This window comes from Escherichia sp. WS1152 (assembly GCF_046487665.1).
Lineage (GTDB): Bacteria > Pseudomonadota > Gammaproteobacteria > Enterobacterales > Enterobacteriaceae > Escherichia > Escherichia coli.
The window spans coordinates 1-15394 of record NZ_JBJQJA010000018.1; the positions used below are offsets into that span (position 1 = coordinate 1).

The 15394-nt window shown below is 50.0% G+C and carries 12 protein-coding genes and 5 pseudogenes; 8 read left to right on the forward strand and 9 right to left on the reverse strand.

Annotated features, from left to right (window positions below):
- Positions 1-346: 346 nt before the first annotated feature.
- A pseudogene (locus tag ACJHW7_RS20665) lies at positions 347-1037 on the reverse strand (transposase); the annotation flags it as partial.
- A gap of 61 nt (positions 1038-1098) precedes the next feature.
- Between ACJHW7_RS20665 and ACJHW7_RS20670 the strand changes: the two are divergent.
- The 5 genes and pseudogenes from ACJHW7_RS20670 to ACJHW7_RS20690 form a co-directional block, all read left to right on the forward strand.
- Positions 1099-1459 (forward strand): annotated as a pseudogene (locus ACJHW7_RS20670) (transposase); the annotation flags it as partial.
- Positions 1460-1654: 195 nt separating this feature from the next.
- The gene (locus ACJHW7_RS20675) at positions 1655-2869 is read left to right on the forward strand and encodes a PfkB family carbohydrate kinase (RefSeq protein ID WP_000667429.1); all 1215 of its coding nucleotides are present in this window, start codon (positions 1655-1657) and stop codon (positions 2867-2869) included.
- Positions 2870-2882: 13 nt separating this feature from the next.
- Positions 2883-3641, forward strand: coding sequence for a glutamine amidotransferase (locus tag ACJHW7_RS20680; RefSeq protein ID WP_001066367.1), 759 nt, complete (start codon positions 2883-2885; stop codon positions 3639-3641).
- Positions 3642-3697: 56 nt separating this feature from the next.
- A complete protein-coding gene (locus ACJHW7_RS20685; protein WP_000739816.1) occupies positions 3698-4663 on the forward strand; it encodes a DMT family transporter in 966 nt (321 codons plus the stop codon).
- A gap of 2 nt (positions 4664-4665) precedes the next feature.
- On the forward strand, positions 4666-5700 hold the full coding sequence (locus ACJHW7_RS20690) for a phosphotriesterase-related protein (RefSeq protein ID WP_000656352.1): 1035 nt from the start codon (positions 4666-4668) through the stop codon (positions 5698-5700).
- Positions 5701-5739: 39 nt separating this feature from the next.
- On the opposite strand, the pseudogene ACJHW7_RS20695 reads toward ACJHW7_RS20690, so the two are convergent.
- From ACJHW7_RS20695 to ACJHW7_RS20715, 5 genes and pseudogenes are all read right to left on the reverse strand, one after another.
- Positions 5740-6032, reverse strand: a pseudogene (locus tag ACJHW7_RS20695) (gamma-glutamyltransferase); the annotation flags it as partial.
- A gap of 79 nt (positions 6033-6111) precedes the next feature.
- Positions 6112-7731: pseudogene (locus ACJHW7_RS20700) on the reverse strand (ISL3 family transposase).
- 283 nt (positions 7732-8014) lie between these two features.
- Positions 8015-8422, reverse strand: coding sequence for a zinc-ribbon domain-containing protein (locus ACJHW7_RS20705; RefSeq protein ID WP_001221623.1), 408 nt, complete (start codon positions 8420-8422; stop codon positions 8015-8017).
- Positions 8410-8811: a putative zinc ribbon protein gene (locus tag ACJHW7_RS20710; protein ID WP_000270974.1), complete on the reverse strand. Its 402-nt coding sequence runs from the start codon at positions 8809-8811 to the stop codon at positions 8410-8412. The genes ACJHW7_RS20705 and ACJHW7_RS20710 overlap by 13 nt, the downstream gene beginning before the upstream one ends.
- A gap of 259 nt (positions 8812-9070) precedes the next feature.
- Positions 9071-9640 carry an inovirus Gp2 family protein gene (locus ACJHW7_RS20715; RefSeq protein WP_367077375.1) on the reverse strand — a complete coding sequence of 190 codons (570 nt, stop codon included), beginning with the start codon at positions 9638-9640 and terminating at the stop codon, positions 9071-9073.
- 199 nt (positions 9641-9839) lie between these two features.
- Here ACJHW7_RS20715 and ACJHW7_RS20720 point away from each other — a divergent pair, with 199 nt between their 5' ends.
- The 3 genes from ACJHW7_RS20720 to ACJHW7_RS20730 all read left to right on the forward strand — a co-directional run bounded on the left by ACJHW7_RS20720 (position 9840) and on the right by ACJHW7_RS20730 (position 12070).
- Positions 9840-10040 (forward strand): hypothetical protein, encoded by a 201-nt coding sequence (locus ACJHW7_RS20720; protein WP_001297900.1) that lies wholly within the window; start codon positions 9840-9842, stop codon positions 10038-10040.
- A 1127-nt stretch (positions 10041-11167) separates the two neighbouring features.
- Complete coding sequence (locus ACJHW7_RS20725) at positions 11168-11374, forward strand: helix-turn-helix transcriptional regulator (protein ID WP_000235213.1); 207 nt, start codon at positions 11168-11170, stop codon at positions 11372-11374.
- Positions 11375-11467: 93 nt separating this feature from the next.
- Positions 11468-12070 (forward strand): hypothetical protein, encoded by a 603-nt coding sequence (locus ACJHW7_RS20730; RefSeq protein ID WP_000813432.1) that lies wholly within the window; start codon positions 11468-11470, stop codon positions 12068-12070.
- A gap of 958 nt (positions 12071-13028) precedes the next feature.
- Here the strand turns inward: ACJHW7_RS20730 and tnpC are convergent.
- The 3 genes and pseudogenes from tnpC to tnpA form a co-directional block, all read right to left on the reverse strand.
- Positions 13029-14565: pseudogene (tnpC, locus tag ACJHW7_RS20735) on the reverse strand (IS66 family transposase).
- Positions 14566-14614: 49 nt separating this feature from the next.
- Positions 14615-14962, reverse strand: coding sequence for an IS66 family insertion sequence element accessory protein TnpB (gene tnpB / locus ACJHW7_RS20740; protein ID WP_000609174.1), 348 nt, complete (start codon positions 14960-14962; stop codon positions 14615-14617).
- Positions 14959-15342, reverse strand: a complete 384-nt coding sequence (gene tnpA / locus ACJHW7_RS20745; protein ID WP_001201739.1) for an IS66-like element accessory protein TnpA — start codon at positions 15340-15342, stop codon at positions 14959-14961. Before tnpA ends, tnpB begins: the two co-directional genes overlap by 4 nt.
- Positions 15343-15394 lie beyond the last annotated feature (52 nt).

Genomic DNA, 15394 nt, shown 5'->3' on the forward strand with positions numbered 1-15394 from the left:
GGCAAATCCCTCCATCAGATAGTGGTTGTCGAACGTAAGCTACTCACACAGGAAGAATGGGAGAAGACATTCAATCTGGATAATCTGATTGCTCCGAAGTTCGAACAATAAAATGTTTGGAAACTAAAAATGTAACCAATGTTCCTAGGCTGGCCCCCTGAATCTCCAGACTCCCTATATCACTTAAATTGATACAACTTTTTAGAGTAGTCATTAGTGAACAGATAATTGATAACTCAGAACCAGTAAAATGCAAAAGACGCACCACGCTGGGAAAATCGCTGCTATTCAGCAGAGTTTTGTATCGAGAATGGTGGCCAGCCACTTATTGCTCTCGCGTAAGCGGGTATCCCCATCGTTTACCAGTCCAGATATAGGTCACGTCACCATACTTGATTTAGCTGTGTCACAGCTAAGCGCCCTTCAAGTTCTTAGGATAGCTACAAGTTCATGACTGCCATGCCTGTACCGGAGGGTCAACGGCTGACAGCTGACCAGCCCCTGTTCTTTCATGAGACTGCCAGCAAGCTTGCGTCCCATCTGGTAGTCTCTCCGGGTTGCAATTGTGGCGATGTTCCTTGCTCCGCCATTAAGCTCAATTACCTGACTACGTAATACAGCCCGTCTACCGTCTTTTTTTCAGGACGGTTTTTCCAATCTCTGTAGCTGCTTCGATGAATCCTGCACACATGGCAAAGTGCGATCACCAGATAATGCGCTCTGAGCTTCTCGATTATCGAGAACTGTTTAGGGAGTCTGACATCAAGAGCGCCGTAGCCTTTTCTAATATTTCATTCTCTATTTCAATACGTTGCCGCTTTTTCCTCAGCTCACGTATTTCGATTTGTTCTGGTGTCATCAGAGAGGCTTTTGGTGTTTTGCTCTGATGCTCATCACGCAGTTGTTTGACTTATCTTGTCATTGTGGAAAGACCGACATCCATAGCTTTGGATGGTACCTGTCACCGTAAAGTTCTGGTTAACAACTAGTTGAGTGGATTCGCGTTTAAACTCTGCGCTGAAATTTCCTTTTTTCATTGGAGCATCTGTGTTGTTCTAAGGTGAGCATATTACCTATGCTCAGGTGGCCAAATTCAGTATGCCAGAACCAGAACATCTTGTGGTCAGGCAGAGGAAGAGCAAACTGTTACTGGACTCACTGCATGCGTGGATGGTGGAGAAAAATGCCACGCTGTCCAAAAATCCAGACTGGGAGAATGGTTCAGCTGTGTACTGAATCAGTGGGGCGCACTCTGTTATTACAGTGTTGACGGTCAGGCGGAGGCAGACATAATGCCGCGGAAAAAGCCCTTTGTGCCATCTGTCTCGGAAATAAAAACTTTATGTTCTTCGACGGCGAGCGCAGTGCACTGTTGTATCGGCTTATCGGCACTTGCCTTCTGAACGACATTGATCCGGAAGAGTATCTGCGCCATATCCTGAGCGTACTGCCGGAATAACCTTCCAACCGTATTGATGAACTCCTGCCATGGAACGTAGTTCTCACCAATAAATAAGCATCAATATGATTCTCCATTAACGCTTACCTTTTCTCCGGCTATTTTTGATTTTTTTTGCTTTTCCCCGCCACTTTATGGTGATTATCACATCAATATACATCGACAGATATTAACGTAACTGAAGTGAGGTGAAGCATGAAATTTGAACGCCATCATGAAATATTGAAACGACTCAGTAAATTCGGTTCTGTAAAAGTATCCGATCTGTCCAATAGCCTCAATGTAACGAAAGAAACTATTCGATCAGATCTTAATGAACTTGCCAGACTTGGCTATCTGACTCGATGTCATGGTGGTGCTTTTATCGTCCTAGACTCGCTTGATACTATTGCGAAAAATGAAATCGCTTATGCGCTTGAAAATTATGATACAGCCCAGGGAATAAAAAAAGGCCACTCAACTATGAAAAGTCAAGTATGCGTTATTGGTTCGTTTAATGTTGATATCATCAGTTATTTGCCGAGGCTTCCCACTATCGGAGAATCGCTTCTGGCAAGTAATTTTATATTTTCACCGGGGGGAAAAGGTTGTAACCAGGCGCTGGCAGCAAGCTTTGCCGATACTGATGTTTATTTCATAACAAAAGTAGGTACAGATCACTTTAGTGATTATGCGATCAACTTTATGAATTCGTCTAAGATTTATAAAAGTATAATTTATCAAACGAAAGAAACGCAAACCGGAACTGCCACGATCCTTGTTAATGAAGGTACTGGCGATAATGTTATTGCGATCTATCCCGGTGCCAACATGACAATGTCGTCCGATGAAATAACTATTCAGAAAGAAGCGATTATTAATTCTGATGTCATACTTCTGCAGCTCGAAACAAATTATACCGCTCTGCAACAAGCGATCACATTGGCGCAAAAAAACAGTATCCCGGTCATTATTAACCCGGCACCCTATAATGATATCGTCAACGAACTTATTCAGGATGTTGATTATATCACCCCCAATGAAACAGAAGCTGGTTTACTGTCCGGCATAGACGTACACGATCTTGAATCAGCTAAACGAGCTGCAGAAGCTATCCACAATAAAGGGGTAAAAAACACGGTTATCACGCTCGGTAGCAAGGGCTCACTCGCATTTGATGGCAAAAAATTCATTCATTCGCCAGCGTTTCCAGCGGTCGTTAAAAATACGGCAGGAGCCGGGGATGCTTTTAACGGCGCTCTGGCATCAGGACTTGCGAAAGGAAAATCACTGGAATCAGCACTGTGTTATGCCAGCGCCTTTGCATCCCTGGCGGTGGAGACAAGCAATGCTTCCGACATGCCTGAACATGAATCTGTGATACATCGAATTCAGAGTATACATTATCAGCAAACTATTTTTACGCATTAAGAAGGGACAGAGAATGAATAACACCAAAAAATCACTAAAGGTGCTCTTTATTGGAGAATCCTGGCATATTCATATGATTCATTCAAAAGGATATGACAGTTTTACCTCAAGTAAATATGAAGAAGGTGCGACCTGGTTACTCCAATGTCTGAAAAATAGTCAGGTAGATGTCACCTATATGCCGGCACATACGGTACAAATTGCCTTCCCTGAAGATGTGGCACAGTTAGAACAATATGATGCCATCGTTATTAGTGATATTGGTAGTAATACTTTCCTGCTACAAAATGATACTTTTTATCAGCTTCGCATAAAACCAAACGCTCTCGAACTGATTAAAGAATATGTGAATAACGGTGGTGGGTTATTGATGATTGGCGGCTATCTCTCATTCATGGGAATTGAAGCAAAAGCCAATTATAAAAATACAGTTCTGGCTGATGTGCTCCCGGTTACGATGTTAGATGGTGACGATCGTGTCGAAAAACCAGAGGGGGTTATTGCACAGCCATCACAACCTGACCATCCGGTTATTAAAGGGTTCTCTGAATATCCTTTTTTCCTAGGTTATAACCGGGCGATCGCTAAAGAAAATGCTGAGGTGGTATTAACAATAAACAACGATCCATTACTGGTCTTTGGTAACTATCACAACGGGAAAATAGCCTGCTTTATGAGTGACTGTTCACCGCACTGGGGTACACAGCAGTTTATGTCCTGGCCGTTCTATACCGCGTTGTGGGTAAATATACTGACTCATATTGCAAGATAATAATAATAATGGGGTAACACCAGTTACTCCATTTACTATAATAGAAGGATTGATGTATGAAAAAGAATAAGTACTCAACTCCCTTATGGATGCTTGCCACGATTCTTGCGGGTATGCTCTCCCCTATGCAATCAGCGGTGAATGGTCAATTAGGTCACTGGTTACAGGACGGTAATGCATGCGCAGTTATCTCCTTTGCCAGTGGTTTAGTCGTGATGTTTTTTATTATTATGGCGCGAAAAGAAACCCGGCAACAATTTGCGGCAATTCCTTCTCTGATTAAAAACCGAAAAGTTCCTCTCTGGAACTGGTTTGCCGGTCTCTGTGGAGCGATGGTGGTATTTTCTGAAGGCGCATCAGCCAGCGCACTCGGGGTCGCAACGTTTCAGACCGCACTGATCTCCGCGCTATTGCTGTCTGGTTTACTTTGCGATCGCTTTGGTATCGGTGTCGACGAGAAAAAATACTTTACCCCTTATCGCATCATCGGTGCATTATTTGCGGTTATTGCTACGATTTTTGTTGTGTCACCGCAGTGGCATTCTACCTCTTTCATTTTACTTGCCATTCTTCCGTTCTTAGCTGGTTTGCTTGCAGGATGGCAGCCCGCTGGAAATGCAAAAGTAGCTGAAGCTACGGGATCCATGCTGGTTTCAATCACCTGGAATTTCATCGTTGGATTTTGTGTTTTAGGCACAGCGCTAGCTATTCGTGTCGCATTAGGGCACGTCACTGTTCAATTACCAGATGTCTGGTGGATGTATCTTGGCGGCCCGCTTGGACTAATGTCTATCGGTTTAATGGCCATTTTGGTCAGAGGTCTTGGGTTACTGATGCTGGGGGTTGCTTCAACGGCGGGCCAGTTACTGGGATCAGTATTGATTGACGTATTAATTCCATCGCTGGGCAATACCGTTTATCTGGTCACGATCATCGGAACACTGTTTGCACTGGTCGGTGCAATTGTTACCACTATTCCGGAATACAGAGCCTCGAAAACAATGAAGAAAATGGAGGTATAATCATGAAAGATTATCTACAAACTGTGACGGGCCCCGTCGCCCGTGAAGATATGGGGCTAACACTTCCTCATGAACATCTGTTCAACGATCTTTCCTCTGTTGTGGATGCTCCTTGCTATCCTTTTTCACAACGGCTTGTTGATAAAAAAGTCACGGCAGAAATCCAGTGGGCATTAAAACACGATCCTTATTGCTGCGCTGATAATATGGACCGCAAACCTATTGAAGATGTGATCTTCGAAATTAATAACTTTATCTCGCTCGGTGGTCGCACCATTGTTGATGCCACAGGGTCTGAGTCTATCGGACGAGATGCGCAGGCATTACGAGAAGTCGCATTAAAAACAGGTCTGAATATTGTTGCTTCCTCCGGTCCCTACCTGGAAAAATTTGAAAGCCAGAGAATTCATAAAACGGTTGATGAACTAGCGACAACGATCGATAAAGAATTGAATCAAGGGATTGGCGATACGGATATTCGTGCCGGAATGATCGGTGAAATAGGTGTCTCACCGACATTTACCGAAGCCGAGCATAACAGCTTGCGGGCTGCCTCGCTGGCACAGATTAACAATCCTCATGTGGCGATGAATATTCACATGCCGGGCTGGCTTCGTCGCGGTGATGAAGTACTCGACATTGTGTTAGGTGAAATGGGCGTCTCGCCAAATAAAGTCTCTCTCGCACACTCGGATCCGTCAGGAAAAGACGTGGCGTATCAGCGGAAAATGCTTGATAAAGGTGTCTGGCTGGAATTCGACATGATTGGCCTAGACATTACCTTCCCGAAAGAGGGAATAGCGCCAGGGGTGCAGGAGACTGCCGATGCCGTCGCTCATCTCATTGAGTTGGGATACGCCGATCAGCTTGTTCTCAGCCACGATGTCTTCCTTAAACAAATGTGGGCTAAAAATGGCGGTAATGGCTGGGGATTTGTTCCAGATGTTTTTCTGGCCTATCTGGCGGAGCGCGGCGTCGATAAAACGATCCTCAAAAAACTCTGTATCGATAATCCCGGACGATTATTGACCGCATAAAACCATTATCCCCCGGCACATTGCGCCGGGGGATGTCAATTAATACCCCGCCGTTAAATCATCCACCAAGCGCGAGTCGGATGCGCCGTACAACTCACCATCCGACCCAACCATAATGCTTTGCGTGCTGCCCATCGCCTCATTCAGCGCCACTTTCTGACCTTTTGCTTCCAGCAGCTTGAGCGTATCCGGACTAAACCCTTTTCAACACGCAGCTCGTCCGGCAACCACTGATGGTGGAAACGAGGCGCATTGGTCGCTTCGGCAACATTCATTCCACAATTGATGCTGTTCACCACCATTTGCGGCACGGTAGTGATGATCCAGCTACCGGTAACAAAGTGAGTACATAAAGGCCATACTGTCACGAACAGTGCAAAAGTGGCTCTTCCTCAACCTAGGTGAAGATTTTCATGCCAGTGGACTCATTACCCTCCGCCTAAGTAGTTCAAGTCCGGCTCGACCATACATCTGGCGTATCAGCACCTTCAGGCGATTTACATGACCTTCGACAACACCAGTACTCCAGCGACTGCTGATTGCCTCACATATAGCCGCAGCATCAGCTTCCATCCCCGCAGCTACGCACCGAAGTTCTGCTGAGCCGCTTTCGTGGACCCGAGTGAACCAGCTGCTTAGCTGTGATTTATTTTAGGTTTTCAGAATACGGTAGAACTCGAGTACCAGTTGCTGCGCTATTTTCAACTCCGGTTCTTTTTCACACATCAGACTAATAAATCGGAAAGCATAATTTTCTTCACCCCTGATTATTCTCCAGGGCATCAACCAGCGGCTTACCCGGGACACTGAAGGAAGTCTTGCGGCAGTAGTAACCGGTGGGATCCAGCCTTTATGCCATTTGGCAACAGCATCCCTGACGATGGTTTCACTGCCTGTAACCCCCCTGGCCACCATTTCCCGCCATATCCGGCCGGAGTTATAATTACCACATTCTCGTTGCTCTTTTAACCACTCCCTCCATGGGTCCAGAAGCCCTCGCTTTGGAGGCCTGGTTGACATTTCAGGGAATGTTCCTGAACCCACCCAGCGACTGACTGTCACTCGCGACAGGCCTGTAATACGGGATATTTCCCTGAAACTACATCCCTTGTTATGCAGGGCCATAACCTCTGTCCAACGCTGATGCCGTTTTTTGCGGATGTGCTGTTTAAGGCGTTCCAGACGACGGAGCGATGCTACAGGCACAGATATTTCTGGCTCAGGTGATTTCTTCAGTGATAACTCTCTGACAACAAGACGTATCAGAGGCATATGTCTGTACATCATTCGTTCAGGCTCATCACCAATATTTTTTAGCAGGTGCCATCGATCGGCCACCTGTCTGGCCTGAGGTGCACCTTCACGTGCTGCTGTCGCATAGACTCCACTGCGATCACGCGAGACAACCTGTATTTCCGGATATTTTCTGAACCAGGTCGCCAGCGTACGCTGATCACGGCCGGGAAGCAGGACGAGGGGACGGTGAGTATCAGGATTGACTATTAACATACCGCAGCAGTGGCCCCGATGCCACGCCCACTCATCAATACCGACATGAGGCGCGCCTGACTGTTTCGTCTCCGGGGTATTGATAAGCCTGCGAAGAAGAGTATCAGCACTGCAACGGAGACCCACTGCCGTTGCAGCCCGTTTTCCAGCCTCACCTCCAGCTATTAATCCCAGTTGACGTTGTTAATTTTGTAACGCCTGTGAAGACTGCTGGTGTGAACTGGCGAAGGGAGCAAGCGACTCGGCAAAAATTTTACGTGAACAAGCCGGGTTACGGCAGTACCAGTGGCGGACGGAAAATACAAGCCATAGCGTCTGCCCTGAGCAGGGTAGATGCTGTATCCGGCGCCGACGACAACTATGAACAGAGTCGCTACGCTTAAAGCATTCAGGACATTGTGCTGTTTTGCGTTTTCCGTGGAGATGGAGGGTTATACCGTCAGAGCTAATAATTTGTCGACTGCATCGCCATCCGCAAGGTAACTGTAGAAGTGTCTTAAGAGAGTGCATTGCGTTGCCCATAACTTAAAACAGCTTAGATCCTTGTTCGCCAGAAAGTTTCATCCATTTTCTTCCACCCAGGTTGCGGAAGAACCACTTTTCATCCGTCGTTGACAGATGTGAAGTATGCGGGAGAAAAAGTGAATATCTAACTGTAATAACTCAGACCGGTACGAGTACTCGGGACGTCTACAATCATTCAGGGCAAAGTGCTAAAATTTCTCTATCCCGGGATGCCCCTACCAACGCAGCACTCCCGGAGATATCATTACAGCTCTGCAACTGATTTCCGCGACTGAACCGCTCAGTTCCTATCCTTCCAGTTGCCCTCCTGCCCCCCCTCCCTGCTGTATACCCCGGTACCACAACTCGGGCAGCACTTTTCCCCCTCATAATTTTCGTCACACATCACACAAAACCACTTTCTCACCTTCACCGTATAATCCGGAACCGTCATACCCTGCAGATGCAAACGACGGGCCTCTTTCTCTGCCGGGTCAAGCCAGGTGCATCGCAGCAGGATTTTCTCAGCGACAGTCATCTGGTCATGTTCAAACCACGGTGGTTGTCCGTCATTGCCCCGCTGAAGTGTTAACGGGCATCCACAGGACACACAGCACAAAACGTCCTGGCGGTTGTGCTTCGCTGCTTCTTTCGCCGTAACAAAATGGCCTTTGCTGTCATTCGCCATATAACAGTTCAGAATTCGCATATTTCCTCCTGAGTTGTCCGGGGAATACTGAATCCTCCGGTCTGGCAGTGTGTGCAGTACCGCTCCCCATAATAATCGTGGTGACATTGTCTGCAGTGCCAGCTGGCTTTACGCACCACGGGTAAGGCATCCGGTACGAATTGCTGCAGACGTTTAATCAACTGTATTTCTCTGCGCTCCGGCCTGACATAAGGGCACTGTTGACCGTGCTCTGTCAGCCTGTCGTCAGTGTGTTCAAACCAGGGAAGTTCAGTGTCGTATTGCGGATGGTATCTGAGTGCACTGCCACACAAGTGGCAGGTGTAGTTAGCATAAGGTGCGGCCTGTGCAGTACGGGCGCCCGTCAGACGTCCGTTGCCATCAAGAGCGATAAAGGATTTTGCGTACATAGTCATATTCCTCAGCCGCCAGACGACACGCAGGCAACAGCCGTCCCGGTACGGGCAGCGTGGTCAGGGTGTGAATGGCGGTTCAGTTAAAATCTGGACTGGAGTTTGGGTAAAGCAGGCTGGTTGCTGTTACAGCACTGTGGTTGTCACACAATGGAACACTGACGTAAAAAACAGTCAGTGGGCGAGTGGATACATCGTTGCCGCCAGACAACAACCCATACTTTTGGTTTGCCGGGTATTGGCGCGCCAGTCGTGCTCAACTCCGGCTACAGCCAAAATTGCGCTCACCGGTGCAGTGAGCTTTGGTATGTTCCTTCGCCAGATAGTCAGCACGTTCCAGCACCTGCTGAAAGCCAGTGTCATCATCGCGTTCCAGCCACACCGCCGGCCAGGCCGGGAAATGCACCAGCGTGGCATGGCACCCGACATCCACTCCCAGGGCACTGCACCACGCCTGTTTAATCATCCCGGCCAGTGATCCCAGAGCACGGTAATCACCGGCACGACACCAGGTATCCCGGTTAACCAGCAGCATCAGGTGATAGTGTTTTTTACCTTTGCACTCCCCAAACTCCCGGGCCCAGACGTAATGCAGGGTTGTGGGATGCACGCGTTTACCTTCCCGATGCTTACGTTTCTGGTAAGCGTCGATTCGGGCTTTCAGGGCATTGATGAAGCGGGATATCACAGCTGCGTCCGTTGCTGCCGGTACATCCGGGAAACGCAGGTCAACCCGCAATGCCGTCAGGCGGGGATGAACATTCAGTGCGTGCCGCACCGTCTCACGAATACGTTGCTGCCAGAAGGGGTTGTATTTGTAGGTCATGGTTAAATCTCCGTATGGTTCATACGGAATAGCCACGTCGTAAAAAATGCGCAGAGTCCCTGAAGTGACCTCCGGCAGGACACTGTCTCAGGCACTCTGTGATAACCCGAACGGTCGTCTCCGGACTGACGGTTGAATTTTCAGCGTTGTTTTTTTAATGTAAAAAACCGGTTACGGGTAAGGCTGTGAGGAGGGAGTGATGGTGATACGCAAAAAGAAGTGCAGGGACTGTGGAAACGCGATTACTCATAATACAGTGTGTTGCCCGTATTGTGGTTCTGTCGACCCCTTCGGCTATTACCGGAATACAGACCGTATCGTTACCATACTGCTGGCACTGATTATTGTGGTCCTGCTGACTACTGTCAGCGTCAGTGTGTATATACTGTGTAGCTGGTGAGATAACGGTTCATGTATCCCCTGAGCTGACAGTGTACCGGGTATATTAAGCGTAACCGACAGGTTCTCCTTCATACCATATTAAATTTTTCCAGGTATTGCCGCTGCCTTATTTCGTCCCATACAGGAAAACTCGTCTGGGTTTCTGACAAATACGCGAAACTCACAGCCCCTCAATATCAACCACACGCTGTAAGCCGGTAATACCTGAAAATCAGCCTATTACCGCCCGCGCCTCCGTTACCGAACGCTCAGGTGACCAGACTGAAGCCCAGCACGCACTCGTAAAATTTGCGGTCAGTTCCGTCAGTCAGTGGGCAACCGCAGAGTTACGGGCTTCCAGGTCCACAGGAGTGAGTCTATAACGCGTGTGGGAAATCATTTTTTCTGGCGTTGACAGAACGCCTTACGGGCTGCTACTTACCCGGTGTCCCGCAATACAGCCTTAGTGTTCCGTTATCGGGGATCCGGACGCACCGCAACAACCGGGGAAGTATTTCTGGTTAGAGCTGTGTCAAGAGGGATTTCTCAGCCCCTCACTCACCGGCTCAGTCTCAGGGCAGAAGCATTAATACACTCAGTTCATGTCTTATACAGGAATGGGCATAGGGGGAGCTGGCGTGTCACTGCTGATTTTACGCATCAGCGTTCATGTATCTGCACTCTAATACAGAATGCTTCACAGCGCTCTGTTACCGGAGAGATTTACTCTCTTAGGTTATTCTGGCAAATCCTTTACGTTACTCTCTGATGACTTCTTATATTTATAATACCAATCAGACAACCTTATCCCATCGGTGATATCAGTCTCCTGCTCGCCAGGAACGGGCTGACTCACTGTAACCACCTCCGAAAACAACTCTGCAATTATCAGAACGCCTGCTTCTCTCCCTGTCCTCACGAAAACTATCCCCTCTTTATCGCGCGTGCGTGCGGAAGCATCTTTTCGCAACCCCCCCCCCCCGGGATTCCGCTACGGCTCTGCCATCGCAATCCCCCCGTTTATCTCCGGACAGCCACATTCCCGATTATTTTTTACGTTTCTCCCCGGTTGTTATGCCGGTGAAGGTGGCGCGCTGTTTTCATGACCACACCGGCTGGTTTAACAACATCCGGAGGAACATTCTCATGGCTACCCCAGTTTCGCTGATGGATGACCAGATGGTCGACATGGCGTTTATCACTCAACTGACCGGCCTTACCGATAAGTGGTTTGACAAACTCATCAAAGATGGGGGCTTTCCTGCGCCCATCAAAATGGGGCGCAGCTCCCGCTGGCTGAAAAGTGAAGTGGAAGCCTGGCTGCAGGCGCGTATTGCACAGTCCCGTCTGTAATTTTTAACCACTAACCCTTCGCCCACAGCAGACGCAATCTCCGGCCTGCCGGCGGCGCTCTGCTGCCTGTTATCCCCCGTGAGGAATATGAAAATGAAACAACAGTATCAGACCCGTTACGAGCTGCTCCATGAAAACTACCAGAAATGGCTGACCGGCTTCACCCGGCACGCCGTATCATGGGGCGTGTGTCATCCGAATATCTACTATTTCCATAATCTGACGCCCGGGTGGGTGTCATTCAATGGCGAAAAACCGGAGATTGCCATCGTTCCCCAGAGTCTGCACCGGCTGATTTATGGTCCGGACAAACGGAGCTCCCCGTCCCTGGATGATGATCTGGTGGTGAATTTATGCACCAGCGAACACCTGCTGGTTCATCATCCGATGCTGGAAGGGATCCTGCTGTCTGAATGTGAGCGCCTGAAGCAACATTCTCTGGCAAACAAACTGATCAGCCTCTTCCGTCAGTTTGGCGGCACGGAGTTACGTCTCAAACTGGTCTGGCTCTGCTGGCTTGACTTAATGACCGGAAACAGCCTTGACGACTGGACGAAAAACCTGAAACACAAATCAGAAAAAGATCTGGAGCAATGGATCATTGCACGTCAGGGTCAGAGTGAACCACTGACAAATCTGATGGATCAGTACGTGCTTATGGCATACCGTACATCGGTTGATGCCGCTCACAGTTGATGTCTGAGAACCACAGGGCTGGCAGCAGAAAACCAGCCCTGTGGTAAAATACAGTAATAGCGGCGTACATCAGGCACGCCGCTCACTCGTCCACAGATCATATACGTCATTATACTGCGCGATAACGGAGGGCTTCAGCACCCGGTCATTTCTGAGCGGGTATGAATACCATTGATGATGCGAAGCAGCCACGGGCAGAAACGTTCTTCACAACCAGGTGCCTCCATCTTCACTGCAGTCTGAATGTGCCGGCTTGTTATCCACCAGAAATGGTATGCTCCGGTACATGCATACCCCGGAGACTATAAACGCACTGAATCATAGCCTCCCACCTCAGCAGGAGGCAGTCAGCTTTCAGGCGGAAAAACGTTGCAGTTAAAGATCGTGAGAATCGCTGTTTCGTTGCATAGCAACCCGAACAGTTGTAGTGAAACATTTTACCTGCATCAGCACATGGTCAGGCGCCGTCTGTATGGCGTGGAATACTGATGTTTCGGCTGATGGCAAGCCTCATTCTCTGTGGAAACAGGGGCGCGCATTAGCTTCTCAACCAGAGAGTGTCACAAAGACAAATATTGCTGAAAATCGCATTCATCGTTCAGGCGTGAATGCCCGGAGACAAAAGCCGCTGTCCACACAGTCCCCCTCTGACCTGAACAAAAAGCATACACACAACAGGCTCACCTGACCCCGAAAAACCATAACTTCAGCAATACCAGTGACACCAGCACGTTACCTCAGTGCCACATCTTCAGACCGCGATCAATCTGAAATGTGACTATCGGGGCAATATCCCTGCTTTGTGGTACACGATAACCAGAAAACATCCCCTGAACCGCCAGCCAGAAAGACTGGCCACAAAAGGGGTAAGCTGAAATCGTTTATGGATTACATCGACATATGCCTGGCAGAGAATGGTAAGCGTGCAGTGAGAACCGTATTGACGAAGTGAAGCTGGTCAGGCGGGCAGAGTAACCCGCCACGGGAGCAGAGCACCCACCCGGTTCACAGGCCAGTCGGCGATGACATCAAGTACATGATGCAGATAGCGTTCCGGATCCACGCCGTTTAATTTGCACGTCCCGATAAGACTGTACAGTGACGCACCGCGCTCACCACCATGATCCGAGCCGAAGAACAGCCAGTTTTTTCTCCCCAGACTGACCAGTCGTAGGGCGTTTTCGGCAATGTTATTATCCACCTCCACCCAGCCATCTTCTGCATAGCGGGTCAGCGCCGGCCACTGGTTCAGCGCATACCCGAACGCCTTCGCCAGTTCTGAGTGCCTTGAGAGGGTTTTCTGTTTCTCCCGCAGCCACCCCTCCAGTGACGCCAGCAGCGGCAGCACTTTTTGGTGCCGGACTGCCTGCCGTTCCTCTGCTCTTTTACCTCTGAGCTCCGACTCGATGGCATACAGCTCGCCGATCCGTTTCAGCGCCTCCTCCGTCAGGGCTGACGGGGTACGGACGTGAACATCGTGGATTTTTCGGCGGGCATGGGCCCAGCACGCGGCTTCCTTTATATGGCCGTCGCGGTAGAGCTCGTTGAACCCGGCGTAGGCATCAGCCTGCAGTACGCCACTGAAGCCTGCAAGATGGGTCTGAGGGTGGATACCTTTTCTGTCCGGGCTGTAAGCGAACCACACTGCGGGGGCCAGCGCTGATCCGGCGTTGCGGTCGTCTCGAACGTACGTCCATAAGCGCCCGGTCTTCGTCTTCTTATTGCCCGGCAACAGCACCGGGACAGGCATATCGTCAGCATGGAGTTTGCCGTCGGTCAGGACATAGTGCTGAAGGGCTTCATCCAGCGGTGCCAGCAGACGACAACACGCATCCACCCAGCCCGACAGTACAGAACGACTCAACACTACACCCTGGCGGGCATAGATCTCCGACTGGCGATACAGCGGTATGTGCTCTGCATACTTTGAGGTCAGCACTCGGGCCAGCAGCCCCGGTCCGGCGATCCCCCGTTCGATGGGGCGCGAAGGAGCCGGGGCCTGAACGATGCGATCGCACCGACGGCAGGCATGCTTTTCACGGACTGTCCGGATAACCCGGAAGGCGCTGCGCATCAGCTCCAGCTGTTCGGCGGCATCCTCACCCAGGTAACTCAGCGAACCACCGCACTCCGGGCAACACGGCTCAGTCGGCAGCAGCCGCTTCTCATCCCGTGGGAGTGACTCAGGGAACGGTTTGCGGGTGCGGGTCTGACGCAGCGGGCGCTGCACTGCCGGGTCATCCACCCGGCCGGTCAGCGTATCGCTTTCCTGCTGCAGCAGGTTCAGGTCAGCTTCCATTTGCGCGATACGGCGGGATACCTTTTCGGAACGACTGCCGAAGTTCATCCGGCGCAGCTTATCCAGTTGCGCCTGCAGATGGTCTATTTCGCGTTCCCGGTTGCTCAGCTTTTCCTGCAGGGCGTGGATCAACGCTTCCTGGTTCGGCCAGGCGCTGTTTCAGCAGAAGGATGTCGTCAGAAGAGGTGTCGTTCATAAGCCTGTATTTTACCAGGCTTATTCTGCGACAACCAGGATAAAGAGCGCTACAACATGGTCAGGGATGTCAGTAACCGCTTTGGCTGTCGCCAGTCGATACCTTCCATCAGCATCGCCAGTTGCGCCGGCGTCAGGAACACTTTGCCATCGCGGGCTGAGGGCCAGGCGAAGCGACCACGTTCTAGTCGCTTTGTCAGCAGGCACAGACCATCGCCGGTGGACCAGAGCAGTTTTACCTGACTGCCGCTGCGTCCCCGGAAGATGAAGACGTGGCCGGACATCGGGTCATCTTTCAGCGCGGTCTGCACCTTTGCGGCGAGGCCATTGAAGCCGTTGCGCATATCGGTGATACCGGCAACCAGCCAGATTTTTGTGCCTGCGGGAAGATTTATCATACAGGCCCCCGCATCAGTTCGCGCAGGACAGTGCTCATGAGTTCAGCAGAGGGATGAGTCAGTGTTATTTCTCCTCCCCGACATTTTATGTGGCAGGTAGCGGGAGGAGAGCAGGATGGTAGTTCGAAGGTTGGGAGAGAAGAGCCCGCCTGAAGCTGCACGGGTATCAGGGCAGGAAGCGACGATGAGTTTTTTCGGGGCCGACAGACCCGCCCTTCACGCTGCCAGAGCCTTATCCATTTAAAGAGCAGGTTATCATTGACGTCATGTTTCCGGGCCAGTGCGGCAATACTGCCTTCTTCTTCAAGAGCCAGCCTGACCAGTTCCATTTTGAATTCAGGGGAATAGTGTTTCCGGGGAAGTCTTTCTTTAGCGCGCATGAGGTGTCCACCTGCAAAATAAGTGGGTGCTTAAGTTACAGGATCCTGGATT

What these genes read in the sequence shown, in the direction of transcription:
- ACJHW7_RS20675 (WP_000667429.1), top strand. Translation starts at nt 1,655, where the DNA reads ATGAAATTTGAACGCCATCATGAAATATTGAAACGACTCAGTAAATTC.
- ACJHW7_RS20680 (WP_001066367.1), top strand. Translation starts at nt 2,883, where the DNA reads ATGAATAACACCAAAAAATCACTAAAGGTGCTCTTTATTGGAGAATCC.
- ACJHW7_RS20685 (WP_000739816.1), top strand. Translation starts at nt 3,698, where the DNA reads ATGAAAAAGAATAAGTACTCAACTCCCTTATGGATGCTTGCCACGATT.
- ACJHW7_RS20690 (WP_000656352.1), top strand. Translation starts at nt 4,666, where the DNA reads ATGAAAGATTATCTACAAACTGTGACGGGCCCCGTCGCCCGTGAAGAT.
- ACJHW7_RS20705 (WP_001221623.1), bottom strand. Translation starts at nt 8,422, where the DNA reads ATGCGAATTCTGAACTGTTATATGGCGAATGACAGCAAAGGCCATTTT.
- ACJHW7_RS20710 (WP_000270974.1), bottom strand. Translation starts at nt 8,811, where the DNA reads ATGTACGCAAAATCCTTTATCGCTCTTGATGGCAACGGACGTCTGACG.
- ACJHW7_RS20715 (WP_367077375.1), bottom strand. Translation starts at nt 9,640, where the DNA reads ATGACCTACAAATACAACCCCTTCTGGCAGCAACGTATTCGTGAGACG.
- ACJHW7_RS20720 (WP_001297900.1), top strand. Translation starts at nt 9,840, where the DNA reads ATGGTGATACGCAAAAAGAAGTGCAGGGACTGTGGAAACGCGATTACT.
- ACJHW7_RS20725 (WP_000235213.1), top strand. Translation starts at nt 11,168, where the DNA reads ATGGCTACCCCAGTTTCGCTGATGGATGACCAGATGGTCGACATGGCG.
- ACJHW7_RS20730 (WP_000813432.1), top strand. Translation starts at nt 11,468, where the DNA reads ATGAAACAACAGTATCAGACCCGTTACGAGCTGCTCCATGAAAACTAC.
- tnpB (WP_000609174.1), bottom strand. Translation starts at nt 14,962, where the DNA reads ATGATAAATCTTCCCGCAGGCACAAAAATCTGGCTGGTTGCCGGTATC.
- tnpA (WP_001201739.1), bottom strand. Translation starts at nt 15,342, where the DNA reads ATGCGCGCTAAAGAAAGACTTCCCCGGAAACACTATTCCCCTGAATTC.